The organism is Pseudomonas sp. GNP014 (assembly GCF_054344005.1).
On sequence record NZ_JBTGUS010000001.1, the window covers coordinates 687,790 to 700,931 of the forward strand.

Annotated in this window: 10 protein-coding genes; 7 read left to right on the forward strand and 3 right to left on the reverse strand. The window is 60.5% G+C overall.

Going from position 1 to position 13,142, the window contains the following annotated elements; genetic code table 11:
- Positions 1–124 precede the first annotated feature (124 nt).
- The 4 genes from ACXX9E_RS03240 (at position 125) to ACXX9E_RS03255 (ending at position 3,847) form a co-directional block, all read left to right on the forward strand.
- Positions 125–1,090: an L-carnitine dehydrogenase gene (locus ACXX9E_RS03240; protein ID WP_123469413.1), complete on the forward strand. Its 966-nt coding sequence runs from the start codon at positions 125–127 to the stop codon at positions 1,088–1,090.
- A 435-nt stretch (positions 1,091–1,525) separates the two neighbouring features.
- Entirely contained in the window at positions 1,526–2,002 is a 477-nt protein-coding gene (locus ACXX9E_RS03245; RefSeq protein ID WP_123469415.1) for a thioesterase family protein, read from the forward strand.
- Between the two features lie 23 nt (positions 2,003–2,025).
- Positions 2,026–3,189 carry a gamma-butyrobetaine dioxygenase gene (locus tag ACXX9E_RS03250; RefSeq protein WP_458555027.1) on the forward strand — a complete coding sequence of 388 codons (1,164 nt, stop codon included), beginning with the start codon at positions 2,026–2,028 and terminating at the stop codon, positions 3,187–3,189.
- A gap of 394 nt (positions 3,190–3,583) precedes the next feature.
- Positions 3,584–3,847, forward strand: coding sequence for a hypothetical protein (locus tag ACXX9E_RS03255; protein WP_123469419.1), 264 nt, complete (start codon positions 3,584–3,586; stop codon positions 3,845–3,847).
- A 114-nt stretch (positions 3,848–3,961) separates the two neighbouring features.
- Here ACXX9E_RS03255 and gbdR read toward each other — a convergent pair whose 3' ends face one another.
- Positions 3,962–5,065 carry a choline metabolism transcriptional regulator GbdR gene (gene gbdR, locus ACXX9E_RS03260; protein ID WP_064589578.1) on the reverse strand — a complete coding sequence of 368 codons (1,104 nt, stop codon included), beginning with the start codon at positions 5,063–5,065 and terminating at the stop codon, positions 3,962–3,964.
- Between the two features lie 564 nt (positions 5,066–5,629).
- Positions 5,630–7,006 (reverse strand): L-serine ammonia-lyase, encoded by a 1,377-nt coding sequence (locus ACXX9E_RS03265; RefSeq protein ID WP_222834141.1) that lies wholly within the window; start codon positions 7,004–7,006, stop codon positions 5,630–5,632.
- Between the two features lie 434 nt (positions 7,007–7,440).
- Between ACXX9E_RS03265 and ACXX9E_RS03270 the strand changes: the two genes are divergently transcribed.
- The 3 genes from ACXX9E_RS03270 (at position 7,441) to choV (ending at position 10,472) form a co-directional block, all read left to right on the forward strand.
- The gene (locus tag ACXX9E_RS03270; protein WP_123469423.1) at positions 7,441–8,385 is read left to right on the forward strand and encodes a choline ABC transporter substrate-binding protein; all 945 of its coding nucleotides are present in this window, start codon (positions 7,441–7,443) and stop codon (positions 8,383–8,385) included.
- 66 nt (positions 8,386–8,451) lie between these two features.
- Positions 8,452–9,297 carry a choline ABC transporter permease subunit gene (gene choW / locus ACXX9E_RS03275; protein WP_447806948.1) on the forward strand — a complete coding sequence of 282 codons (846 nt, stop codon included), beginning with the start codon at positions 8,452–8,454 and terminating at the stop codon, positions 9,295–9,297.
- Positions 9,294–10,472 carry a choline ABC transporter ATP-binding protein gene (gene choV, locus ACXX9E_RS03280; protein ID WP_123469427.1) on the forward strand — a complete coding sequence of 393 codons (1,179 nt, stop codon included), beginning with the start codon at positions 9,294–9,296 and terminating at the stop codon, positions 10,470–10,472. The genes choW and choV overlap by 4 nt, the downstream gene beginning before the upstream one ends.
- A gap of 421 nt (positions 10,473–10,893) precedes the next feature.
- On the opposite strand, the gene betT is transcribed toward choV, so the two are convergent.
- A complete protein-coding gene (betT, locus tag ACXX9E_RS03285; protein WP_123469429.1) occupies positions 10,894–12,891 on the reverse strand; it encodes a choline BCCT transporter BetT in 1,998 nt (665 codons plus the stop codon).
- Between the last annotated feature and the right edge of the window lie 251 nt (positions 12,892–13,142).

The following is a 13,142-nucleotide window of genomic DNA, read 5'->3' on the forward strand; positions in this document are numbered from 1 at the left end:
CCTGTGGGAGCGAGCTTGCTCGCGAATGCGATGGATCTGCTGATGAAGATGCTGCGGATGTACCGCCCCCTTCGCGAGCAAGCTCGCTCCCACAGTTGATCGCCGAACTATTCAGGAAATCACCATGAGCTTTATCACCGACATCAAAACCTTCGCCGCCCTTGGCAGCGGTGTCATCGGCAGCGGCTGGGTCGCCCGCGCCCTCGCCCACGGCCTCGACGTGGTGGCCTGGGACCCGGCGCCCGGCGCTGAGGCCGCACTGCGCAAACGCGTGGCCAATGCCTGGGGCGCGCTGGAGAAAAACGGCCTGGCGCCCGGCGCGTCGCAGGATCGTCTGCGCTTTGTCGCGACCATCGAGGAATGCGTGCGTGATGCCGACTTCATCCAGGAAAGCGCCCCGGAACGTCTGGAACTGAAACTCGAGCTGCACAGCAAAATCAGCGCGGCGGCCAAACCCAATGCCTTGATCGGTTCGAGCACTTCCGGCCTGTTGCCGAGCGAGTTCTACGAGAGTTCGACCCACCCTGAGCGTTGCGTGGTCGGCCACCCGTTCAACCCGGTTTACCTGTTGCCGCTGGTGGAAGTGGTCGGCGGCAAGAACACCGCGCCCGAAGCCGTGCAAGCGGCGATGACAGTCTACGAATCCCTCGGCATGCGCCCGCTGCACGTGCGCAAGGAAGTGCCGGGATTCATCGCTGACCGTCTGCTCGAAGCGCTGTGGCGTGAGGCACTGCACCTGGTCAACGATGGCGTGGCGACCACTGGCGAGATCGACGATGCAATCCGATTCGGCGCCGGTCTGCGCTGGTCGTTCATGGGCACCTTCCTGACTTACACCCTGGCCGGCGGTGACGCGGGTATGCGTCACTTCATGTCGCAATTCGGCCCGGCATTGCAGTTGCCGTGGACCTATCTGCCAGCACCGGAGCTGACCGACAAGCTGATCGACGATGTAGTCGATGGCACCAGTGATCAGTTGGGCCGGCACAGCATTTCGGCGCTGGAGCGCTATCGTGATGATTGTCTGCTGGCGGTGCTGGAGGCGGTGAAGAGCACCAAGGAAAAGCATGGGATGAGTTTTAGCGAGTGATGGGGCTGGCATGACATCGCGGCCCTCACCCTAGCCCTCTCCCGGAGGGAGAGGGGACTGACCGAGGTGTTCATGCGAGCTGCACCGACCTGAACTATCGAGCCGAACTCAAGTTTGAAAGCCCCCCGGATCTGCTCCCTTTCCCCCTTGGGGAAGAGGGGACTGACCGAGGTGTTCATGCAAGCTAAGCCGACTTGCACCACCGAGCCGAACTCAAGTTTTGAAAGGCCCCGGATCTGCTTCCTTTCCCCCTGGGAAAGAGGGGACTGACCGCGGTGTTCATGCGAGCTAAGCCGACTTGCACCACCGAGCCGAACTCAAGTTTTGAAAGCCCCCCGGATCTGCTCCCTTTCCCCCTCTCCCCCCTGGGGGAGAGGGCTGGGGTGAGGGGGTAGCTCTTGATCTTAACGACTCGCCAACTACCGGAACCCAATCATGCCCACCCTCACCACCTACCAAACCACCATCATCCCCGACTGGGTCGACTACAACGGCCACCTGCGCGACGCCTTCTACCTGCTGATTTTCAGCTACGCCACCGACGCCCTGATGGACCGTCTCGGCATGGACAGCAACAACCGCGAAGCCAGCGGCCATTCACTGTTCACCCTCGAACTGCACCTCAACTACCTGCACGAAGTGAAGCTCGACGCCGAGGTCGAAGTGCGCACGCAAATCATCGGCCATGACAGCAAACGCCTGCACCTTTATCACAGCCTGCACCTGGTTGGCGGCGACCAGGAACTGGCCGGCAACGAACAGATGCTGCTGCACGTCGACCTCGCCGGCCCGCGCTCGGCACCGTTCACCCCGGACACCCTGAGCCGGCTGCAAGCCATCGTCGTCGAGCAACAAGACCTGCCCGCTCCCGCTTACATCGGCCGGGTCATCGCCCTGCCACCTGCCCGGTAAATCATCTATCGCAAGGAGCCGCCATGAACACCGCTGCCGCTGTTGCCGACTTCCGTACTTATCCGTTGATCAGCGCGCTCGGTGGCGTGCAGAACCTGGCGGATCGCGTTGCCATCGAATGGGCTGACGGCCGTTTCAGCCCGTTTCATCATGTCTGGTTGCGGGACAACTGCCCCTGCGAGCAGTGCGTCTACAGTGTTACCCGCGAGCAAGTGTTCGAGATCATCGACGCCGCGCCGGACCTCACCCCCGTCAGTACCCACATCGACAGCGACGGCTGCCTGCGCATCGACTGGCAGGACGGCCACCGCAGCCGCTTCGACCCCGGGTGGCTGCGCGCCCACGCCTACGATGACGCGTCCCGGGCCGAACGTCTGGCCGCCAAGCCCAGAGCCTGCCTGTGGCGCAGCGATTTGCAGTTGCCGGTGTTCGACTACGCCGCGCTGATGTATGACAACAGCGCCCTGCTGCAATGGTTGATCGCGGTGCGCGACATCGGCCTGACCCAGGTGCGCGGTGTGCCCACCGAACCAGGCTCGCTGAAGCTGATCGCGCAGCGTATTTCGTTCATCCGCGAGAGCAATTTCGGCGTGCTGTTCAACGTGCAATCCAAGGCCGATGCCGACAGCAACGCCTACACCGCTTTCAACCTGCCATTGCACACGGACTTGCCGACTCGCGAGCTGCAACCGGGGCTGCAGTTTCTGCATTGCCTGGTGAATGACGCCGCGGGTGGCGAGAGTATTTTTGTCGATGGTTTTGCGATTGCCGACGCCTTGCGTCAGGAAGCGCCGCAGCTGTTTCACGCGCTGTGCGAAATCCCCGTGGAATTCCGCAACAAGGATCGCCACAGCGACTATCGCTGCCTGGCGCCGATCATTGCTCTGGATGCGTTGGGGCGGGTTGCGGAGATTCGCATGGCGAACTTTCTGCGCGGGGCATTCGATACATCGGTGGAGCAGATGCCGCTACTGTATCGCGCCTATCGACGCTTGATCGCGATGACCCGCGAGCCACGGTTTCGGCTGATGCAGCGGCTCAATCCAGGGGAGCTGTGGTGCTTCGATAACCGCCGCACGCTGCATGCGCGCAATGCGTTTGACCCGGCCACCGGGGCGCGGCATTTCCAGGGTTGCTATGTCGATCGGGATGAGTTGTTGTCGCGCATTCTGGTGTTGCAAAGGTAAACCGCGTCATCGTTCATCGCGGGCAAGCCCGCTCCCACAGGGTCGGCGCCGACAACAGATAAGTGACAAGGCCCAAAACCTGTGGGAGCTGGCTTGCCAGCGATGGCGTCAGTAAAAACAACGCGAACATCTTTGATTCACAGACCAAAAAAAGCCCCGATACAAGCCGTGACAGGATCGGGGCAGAGGGTACTGTTGAGGAGCTGCCAGCCGAGGGTGACCAAACCGTCTGTAGCGAGCTTGCGCCAGTGTGCCCACTCCCCTTGGCACTGAGTTAGCCGAAAACGACCTGTTCATAGCCGTCGCAGCCACTGCGACAAATCGCCCTTGCCGTGCTCCGGCATGGCTACCAGAATCGAGCCACGACCTCCGTTACCGAAGAAGGATGCGCGTCATGATGTATGCCGATTTGATTGATCAGGAAGACTTGCTGGGCCAGCTCAAGGCGTTGGGTATTCAAGTACCCAGTGGCACTACCGCCGAGCGGGCTTGCGAGTGCGCGGTGCGTGGTCTGGATAACGTTCGCGCCTCTGAACTGCGCAAGATGGTCAAGGACATGTACACCAGCGGCGCCAGTATCCAGCCTGCGGTGCGCCAGGCAATCGACAAGCAGTTGTTGCCGGCATTGGCGGATTACCAGCAAAGCCATAGCGCCTGACAGGCCGCCATCGCTGGCAAGTCAGCTCCCACAGGGCTGTTCGGTGTGATCAAGATATCTGTATCACCAAAGAACCTGTGGGAGCTGGCTTGCCAGCGATAGGGGCGACCCGGTCTACAGCCTCACACTGGCAAATGTCGACTCATTACGCGCCTGACTCAACGCCGACATCGGCCCCGACAGCGGCGACATCACGATCGCCTGTGGCAGCGGCATCATCGCCACTTGCTGGGTGGTGTTGGAGCCTACGCGTTCGTCACGCGGCGGAATGCCGAAGTATTCGCGGTAGCACTTGGAGAAGTGCGGCGTCGACACGAAACCACACACCGAAGCCACTTCGATGATCGACATCGGCGTCTGCTTGAGCAACTGCCGCGCGCGGATCAGGCGCAGCTTGAGGTAGTAGCGCGACGGCGAGCAGTGCAGGTATTTCTGGAACAGGCGCTCCAACTGTCGACGCGACACGGCGACGTACACCGCCAGTTCGTCGAGGTCGATCGGCTCTTCCAGATTGGCTTCCATCAGCGCGACAATTTCCTGCAGCTTCGGCTGGTTGGTGCCGAGCATGTGCTTGAGCGGCACACGCTGGTGATCCTGTTCGTTGCGGATGCGTTCGTAGACGAACATTTCCGAGATCGCGGCGGACAGCTCACGGCCGTGATCGCGGCTGATCAGGTGCAACATCATGTCCAGTGGTGCAGTACCGCCAGAGCTGGTGAAGCGGTTACGGTCGAGGGTGAACAAGCGAGTGCTCATCGCCACGCGCGGGAAAGCTTCCTGCATCGCCGCCAGACATTCCCAGTGCACGCTGCAATCAAAACCGTCGAGCAGGCCGGCGCAGGCCAGAGCCCAACTGCCGGTGCACACGGCGCCGAGACGCTTGGACTGGCGCGCCTGGCTTTGCAACCACGACACATGCTCACGGGTCACGGTGCGTTGAATGCCGATCCCGCCGCAGACAATCACGGTGTCCAGCGGTGGCGCTTTGTGCATGGAGGCATCGGGGGTGATTTGCAGACCGTCACTGGCCCACACCTGACCACCATCGACGGTGAGGGTGCTCCAGCGATACAGCTCGCGACCGGACAATTGGTTGGCCATGCGTAGCGGCTCTACCGCAGAGGCCAGGGAAATCAGCGTGAAATTGTCCAGCAGCAGAAAGCCGATGGATTGAGGCGCACGGTTCTGGGGTTGAGCCCCGGAGTTGAACGACGTCATCGCGGTATCTCCTCACACAAAGCGGGTGATGGCCTCAGGCGGAGGCTCTTGTTATTGCCAGCGTTCTCGCGTGGGAGAAGGGCTTTGTTATGACAGAGCAATTGCCATGCCTAAAATTGAATGGCTGTTCAATAACTCCTGAAAACGACGTCGCGACGTGTCTATTCAAGACGTCCGACGAAAGGTGTTTCGAAGTGCCATTAGTGTTGCTGAGCGCCCTGCCCCGAGGCGTGTGAGCAAATCGGTAGCACTTGTGGGAACGGGCCTGCGCGCAGTTTGCGGTGAGTGTCACCGCAGGCACGGGTGACGGACGGTAGGTGGTGCAAAAGGCGCACTGTGGCTGGGAAAGACTCTTATCTGATTGCGACGCGCTAAAAGGTGGCGCCTGCGGTTATGTGTGTTCCGTTAGCGAGCAGTTTTGACTGGTCTGACGCCTTCGCGAGCAAGCTCGCTCCCACATTTGGAATGCGTTCACCTGTGGGAGCGAGCTTGCTCCCACATTTGGAATGCGTTCTCCTGTGGGAGCGAGCTTGCTCGCGAAGAATTCACCTCGGTGGCGCTGACTTAGCACTCAACCGCGCTGACCGCCAGCCCACCCCGCGACGTCTCTTTATATTTGTCATGCATGTCGGCACCGGTATCACGCATGGTGCGGATCACCCGGTCCAGCGAGATAAAGTGCTGACCGTCCCCACGCAGCGCCATCTGCGCCGCGTTGATTGCCTTCACCGCCGCAATCGCATTGCGCTCGATGCACGGCACCTGCACCAGCCCGCCGACCGGATCGCAGGTCAGCCCGAGGTTATGCTCCAGGCCAATCTCCGCCGCGTTGCACAATTGCTCCGGCGTCGCGCCCAAAATCTCCGCCAGCCCCGCCGCCGCCATTGCGCAGGCCGAACCGACCTCGCCCTGGCAGCCGACTTCGGCACCGGAGATCGAGGCGTTCTTCTTGCACAGAATGCCCACCGCCGCGGCGCCCAGAAAGTAGTCGACGACGTTGGCGTCAGTCACCGCTTCACTGAACTTCATAAAGTAGTGCAACACCGCCGGGATGATCCCCGCTGCACCATTGGTCGGTGCGGTGACCATGCGCCCACCGGCCGCGTTCTCTTCATTGACCGCGAGGGCAAACAGGTTGACCCATTCCATGGCGCTGAGGGTCGAGCCGATTACGTTGGGCTTGTTCAGTTCCTGCAGGCTGCGATGCAACTTCGCCGCGCGCCGGCGCACATTCAGACCACCGGGGAGGATGCCTTCGTGCTTGAGGCCCTGCTCGACGCAATCCTGCATCGCCCGCCACAGTTTCATCAGCCCGGCGCGAATTTCCTCTTCGCTGCGCCAGACCTTTTCGTTGGCCATCATCAGTTCAGCGACGCGCAGGTTGTTCTGTTTGCACAGTTCCAGCAGCTCGACCGCGCTGGAAAAGTCATACGGCAATTCGGTGCGATCCAGATCGACCACACCGCTGGAGGCCTGCGCCTGATCCACCACAAAACCGCCACCGACCGAATAGTAGGTGTCGCGATGAATATCCCCGTGATCGCCTTCGGCAATCAGGGTCATCGCGTTGGGGTGGAACGGCAGATTCTCGTCGATCAGGCGCATGTCGCGCGCCCAGACAAACGGCACCGACAGGCGTCCATCCAATAACAGGGTGTGGGTTTCACGCAGGGCCTGGATGCGCGGGCCGATCTGCGACGGGTCGATTGCGTCCGGCCACTCGCCCATCAGGCCCATGATCACCGCGTTGTCGCTGCCATGCCCGATACCGGTGGCCGACAGCGAACCGAACAGTTGCACTTCTATACGACGCACCTGTTCCAGCAGGTGTTTGTCCCTGAGCGACTCGACGAACAACGCCGCGGCGCGCATCGGCCCGACGGTGTGGGAACTGGACGGGCCGATGCCGATTTTGAACAGGTCGAAAACGCTGATAGCCATTGCTGCAGAGCTCCTGAGGATGCCGTTCCCGGGCTTGAAGCGCCCGCTGGCGGAGCTGCTACGCTCAAGCTGCGATCCGCCGGAATGCCCGCATCATCAGGCTTTTGTCGGGGCGCACGGCGTCTGACACCGACGCACTCATGCCCACCAACGCCGTGCCGCTTTCGTCCCCGGTTTTCGCCGTTTTTATGCGGTTCAGATGGCCAAACGGGGCTGAAAAAAGCTGTAAACGACGTCACTGACACTGGATGCGACCATCCCTGTACTGGATACGACCCACCCTGTAGGCGTCAGATTTTCACTGGTACATGATCGTTATGACTCGATTGCAAGGCGCCGTGGTAGAGCTGTCTCCAGAACGCCATCCAACCGCAACCTATAAGTGCGGTGGTCCAGTCGGAACACTGCCAAAAAAAACACCAAGGAGTCCATCCATGAAAGGTTCCCCGTCGTTGTTGTTGGCCGCCATGCTGAGTCTGCCGTTACTGGCTCAAGCCGCAGAACCGGCGCAGTGCAGTACCGTTAACTTCTCCGATGTCGGCTGGACCGACATCACCGCGACTACCGCGACCACCAGCGTCGTGCTCAACGCCCTCGGCTACAAGACCAAGACCACCATGATCTCCGTGCCCGTGACCTACAAGTCGCTGGCCGACGGCAAGAACATGGACGTGTTCCTGGGTAACTGGATGCCGACCATGGAAAACGACATCAAGGCCTACCGCGATGCCGGCACCGTGGAAACCGTGCGCACCAACCTGAAGGGCGCCAAGTACACCCTCGCCGTTCCTCAGGCGCTGTATGACAAGGGTCTGCACGACTTCGCCGACATCGCCAAATTCAAGAAAGAACTCGACGGCAAGATTTACGGCATCGAGCCAGGCAACGACGGCAACCGTCTGATCCAGAGCATGATCGACAAGAACGCCTTCGGCCTGAAGGACGCCGGCTTCAAGGTCGTGGAATCGTCCGAAGCGGGGATGCTCTCGCAGGTCGACCGGGCGCAGAAACGCGACACCGCCGTGGTCTTCCTCGGCTGGGCACCGCACCCGATGAACAAGCGCTTCAAGATTCAATACCTGACCGGTGGCGACGATTTCTTCGGCCCCGATTTCGGTGCAGCGACCGTGGCGACCAACACCCGCAAGGGCTACGCCGAGGAATGCAGCAACGTCGGCCAGTTGCTGAAGAACCTGGAGTTCACCGTCGACATGGAAAGTGAACTGATGGGCAACATCCTCGACGACAAGATGAAGCCTGACGCGGCTGCCAAGGCCTGGCTGAAGAAGAATCCACAGGTGCTCGATACCTGGCTCGCTGGCGTGACCACCATTGACGGTAAACCTGGCCTGGAGGCCGTGAAAGCCAAACTGCAGTAATCGCTTATGCCGGACGGCGTAAGCCGTCCGGGCTGTTTATTTCCTTGCATGCGGACGTTCACTACCATGCTGATTGATCAGAAAATCCCTTTAGGCCAGTACATCGCGGGCTTCGTTGAATGGTTGACGCAACACGGCGCCAGCACCTTCGACGCAATCGCCGTGACCCTGGAAACGATGATCCACGGCGTGACGTTTGCGCTGACCTGGTTCAATCCCTTCGTCTTGATCGGCCTCATTGCATTGCTCGCGCATTTCATCCAGCGCAAATGGGGACTGACTGCTTTTGTAATCGCCTCGTTCCTGCTGATCCTCAACCTGGGGTACTGGCAGGAAACCATGGAAACCCTCGCCCAGGTCATGTTCGCGACCCTGGTCTGCGTGGTCATCGGCGTGCCGTTGGGCATCGTCGCCGCGCACAAACCGATGTTCTACACGTTGATGCGTCCGGTACTCGATCTGATGCAGACCGTACCGACCTTCGTTTACCTCATTCCTACCCTGACCCTCTTCGGGCTGGGTGTGGTGCCGGGCCTGATCTCCACAGTGGTGTTCGCCATCGCTGCGCCGATCCGCCTGACCTACCTGGGCATCCGCGATGTCCCGCAAGAACTGATGGACGCCGGCAAGGCCTTCGGCTGCTCGCGTCGCCAATTGCTTTCACGGATCGAACTGCCTCACGCCATGCCGAGCATCGCGGCCGGCATCACCCAGTGCATCATGCTGTCGCTGTCGATGGTGGTGATCGCGGCACTGGTGGGCGCCGACGGACTCGGCAAACCGGTGGTCAACGCACTGAACACTGCTGATATCGCCCTGGGCTTCGAAGCGGGCCTGGCGATCGTACTGCTGGCGATCATGCTCGACCGTATCTGCAAACAACCCGACGCCAAAGCAGGGGGTGACGCATGAGCATAATTCGCTTCGAAGACGTCGACGTAATCTTCTCCAAGGATCCGCGCGAGGCACTCAAGCTGCTGGATCAGGGCATGACCCGCAACGAGATCCTGAAAAAGACCGGACAGATTGTCGGTGTGGAAAAAGCCACGCTGGACATCAACAAGGGCGAGATCTGCGTGCTGATGGGCCTGTCCGGCTCCGGCAAGTCGAGCCTGCTGCGCTGCATCAACGGCCTCAACACCGTGAGCCGCGGCAAGCTGTTCGTCGAGCATGAAAACCGCCAGATCGACATCGCCTCCTGCACCCCGGCCGAGCTGAAAATGATGCGCACCAAACGCATCGCCATGGTGTTCCAGAAGTTCGCCCTGATGCCGTGGCTGACGGTGCGCGAGAACATCAGTTTCGGACTGGAAATGCAGGGTCGCCCGGAGAAGGAACGCAAGAAGCTCGTCGATGAAAAGCTCGAACTGGTTGGCCTGACCCAATGGCGCAACAAGAAGCCTGACGAACTCTCCGGCGGTATGCAGCAGCGCGTAGGCCTGGCCCGGGCACTGGCGATGGACGCCGATATCCTGCTGATGGACGAACCGTTCTCGGCACTCGACCCGCTGATCCGTCAGGGTCTGCAGGATGAACTGCTGGAACTGCAACGCAAGCTGAGCAAGACCATCGTGTTCGTCAGCCATGACCTTGATGAAGCGCTGAAACTCGGTAGCCGCATCGCGATCATGAAAGACGGCCGGATCATCCAGTACAGCGTGCCGGAAGAGATCGTGCTGAACCCGGCGGACGACTACGTGCGCACCTTCGTTGCCCACACCAACCCGCTCAACGTGCTCTGCGGCCGCAGCCTGATGCGCACCCTGGACAACTGCAAACGCATCAACGGTTCGGTGTGCCTCGATCCGGGCGGCGATTCGTGGCTGGACCTGGCCGAAGGCAACACCATCAAAGGCGCGCGGCAGAACGGTTCGGTGCTGAACCTGCAGAACTGGGCACCGGGCCAAGCCGTGGAGGCTCTGGAGCGCAAGCCGACATTGGTGGACTCGAACATCGGTATGCGTGACGCGCTGCAGATTCGCTACCAGACCGGCAACAAACTGGTGCTGCACGACAACAACCATGTGGTGGGGATCTTGGGCGACAGTGAGTTGTATCACGCGTTGCTGGGCAAGAACCTCGGTTAAGGCAGGGATAAAAAAAGGGATCGCGGTGAGCGATCCCTTTTTATTGGGCCAGGGAAAAGCCCCCTCACCCTAGCCCTCTCCCAAAGGGAGAGGGGACCGACCGGGGGATGCTGCAGATCTACACCGACCTGATCTTGCTTCACCGAATCCATAATCGACTCGATCTTTCAGGTCGATGTACAACGCCAGACACCTCGGTCAGCTCCCTCTCCCTACGGGCGGTCCGACGTTTCGGGAGGGTTGGGTGAGGGGCTTTTGACTGGCATTGAAATTTCGAGTCGAACTCAGGCTTTGAAAAGCCCCCGATATGCTGCAGCCAATCCAGAATCGACTCGAGCTTTCAAGTCGGCGTTTAGCGCAAGACACCTCGGTCAGCTCCCTCTCCCTCCGGGAGAGGGTTGGGGTGAGGGGGCTTTTGACTTTAGCTATACACCCGCCCAAGAAGCTGCCGATGGCTTTCAAACTGATCGAGCACATCGCGTGTGATCTGATCCTGCGTGAAGCCCATCAGGTCGTAGTCCTGGCTGCCGTTGTGCAGATACACCTCGGCGCGGTAGTAACGCTGGCGCGCCTCATCGGACTGAGCCGATTCGGTCGGGGTCGCGAGGTAGCCGTCCAGGCTCACTTCGTAGACGAAAGGGTTGCCCTCTTCCATCTCGACACGCACGCCCATGCAGCGCTTGGATTTACCCAGCAGTGTCTGCACTTCCAGCCCCTGAACACGCATTTGAGCGGCCGCGTCTTCCAGCGCCGGGCTGACCTGCTTGTCCATGAAGCGTTGCACCACCGATTGGCTCGGCTGCAGATCCAGCTGCGTCAGACGCTCGCTGAAACCACGACGACCACGCTCAGCCAGTTGCGCCTGCTCCTGTTCGATCTGCACGTCCTGGCGCATCGCCTTGTGCAGGCCGAACATGAAGAACACCAGCACCACCGAGAACGGCAGACCCGCCAGCACCACCATGGTTTGCATGGCTTCGAAGTTACCGGCGAACAGCAGACCGATGGTCACCAGCGTGATCACCACCGACCAGAAGATCCGCAGCCAGTGCGGCGCATCTTCGTCGACGTTACCGCCCTTGCAGGACAGATTCGCCATCATCACCGCGCCGGAGTCGGCCGGGGTCAGGAACAGCACGAAGCCAACAAAGATCGACACACCGATGACGACTTTCGACGCCGGGTAGTGTTCCAGCAATTGATAAATTGCCATCGACGGCTGTTCCAGCGCCGTCTTGCCAAGCTCCACCGCCCCCTGGTTCATCACCAGATCCAGTGCCGAGTTACCGAAGATCGACAGCCAGGCCAAAGTAAAGCCCAGGGGAATCAGCAGCACGCCGGCCACCAGTTCACGCACGGTACGGCCACGGGAAATACGCGCGATGAACATGCCAACGAATGGTGCCCAGGAAATCCACCACGCCCAGTAGAACAGAGTCCACAGGCCCAACCAGCGGTCGGACTTGGCGCTGTCGCCTTCATAGACGTACAGGTCGAAAGTCTTCAGCACCACGCCGTTGAGGTAATCGCCGATGTTCTGCACGAAGCCGTTGAGCAGGTGCAAAGTCGGGCCAAACAACAGCACGAAAATCAGCAGACCGCTGAACAGCACAATATTCAGGTTGGACAGACGGCGGATGCCGTTTTCCACACCCGACACGGCAGCGATGGTCGCCACGGTGCTCATCACGATGATCACGATCAGCAGGTTAGTGTTGCTGTGTTCCATGCCGAACAGGTTTTCCAGGCCGGAGGACACTTGCAGCGAACCGATCCCCAGGTTGGTCACCAGACCCAGCAGGGTCACGAACATGCCGAAGCCGTCCACCGCGTGACCGGCCGCGCCTTTGACCCAACGCTCGCCCACCAGCGGATACAACGCCGAACGCAGTGCCAACGGCTGGTTATGACGGTAAGCGAAGTACGCCACGGCCAGACCGACCAGCGCGTAGATCGCCCAGCCGTGCAGGCCCCAGTGCAGGAACGTCAATTGCACCGCCTGACGCGCGGCCATGTTGGTGGCCGCTGCGCCTTCCGGCGGATTGAAGTAGTGGTCCAGCGGCTCGGACGCGCCGAAGTACAGCAGCGAAATACCGATACCCGACGAGAACAGCATCCCCGCCCAGGCGCCGTAACTGAAATCCGGGGTGTCGTCCTTGCTGCCCAGTTTGAGTTTGCCGTAGGAAGAAAACGCCAGGCCCACCACAAACACCAGGTAGGCGGCGATCACCACCATGTAGTACCAGCCGAAGCTGCGCGACAACCAGGCCTGAGCGATACCCAACAATCTGCCGGCCTCTTGCGGGGCGATGATCAGAATGGCGGTCAACAACAGAATCAGCGCGGTAGAGGTGTAGAACACCCAACCGTTGACCGTCACCTTCTCGGGCGGGGTCTTTATAAGCGAGGCAGAACTCATGGCACAAATGCTCCAGGCAGTGCGAGAGAAGAACACAAGGCAACACGGAACCCGACCAATCGGTTAGTTGGCAGCCGACCGGCGGGTGATATAAAGACACCCCGAAAACAGCCCGAACCTGCCGAAATGGCGCTGCGAATCGCTTTCGTGGCCGAGGTCTGGACGTTCATCCGAAACCTGGCCCTGAGCGTCTTGCCCTTTCAACACGTCCATCGAATCGCGAACCGCGCCATGCCCCACGCAGGTTTCAA

Bases quoted from the DNA above. Each gene is read 5' to 3' on its own strand.
- ACXX9E_RS03240 (WP_123469413.1), top strand. From the start codon at position 125: ATGAGCTTTATCACCGACATCAAAACCTTCGCCGCCCTTGGCAGCGGT.
- ACXX9E_RS03245 (WP_123469415.1), top strand. From the start codon at position 1,526: ATGCCCACCCTCACCACCTACCAAACCACCATCATCCCCGACTGGGTC.
- ACXX9E_RS03250 (WP_458555027.1), top strand. From the start codon at position 2,026: ATGAACACCGCTGCCGCTGTTGCCGACTTCCGTACTTATCCGTTGATC.
- ACXX9E_RS03255 (WP_123469419.1), top strand. From the start codon at position 3,584: ATGATGTATGCCGATTTGATTGATCAGGAAGACTTGCTGGGCCAGCTC.
- gbdR (WP_064589578.1), bottom strand. From the start codon at position 5,065: ATGACGTCGTTCAACTCCGGGGCTCAACCCCAGAACCGTGCGCCTCAA.
- ACXX9E_RS03265 (WP_222834141.1), bottom strand. From the start codon at position 7,006: ATGGCTATCAGCGTTTTCGACCTGTTCAAAATCGGCATCGGCCCGTCC.
- ACXX9E_RS03270 (WP_123469423.1), top strand. From the start codon at position 7,441: ATGAAAGGTTCCCCGTCGTTGTTGTTGGCCGCCATGCTGAGTCTGCCG.
- choW (WP_447806948.1), top strand. From the start codon at position 8,452: ATGCTGATTGATCAGAAAATCCCTTTAGGCCAGTACATCGCGGGCTTC.
- choV (WP_123469427.1), top strand. From the start codon at position 9,294: ATGAGCATAATTCGCTTCGAAGACGTCGACGTAATCTTCTCCAAGGAT.
- betT (WP_123469429.1), bottom strand. From the start codon at position 12,891: ATGAGTTCTGCCTCGCTTATAAAGACCCCGCCCGAGAAGGTGACGGTC.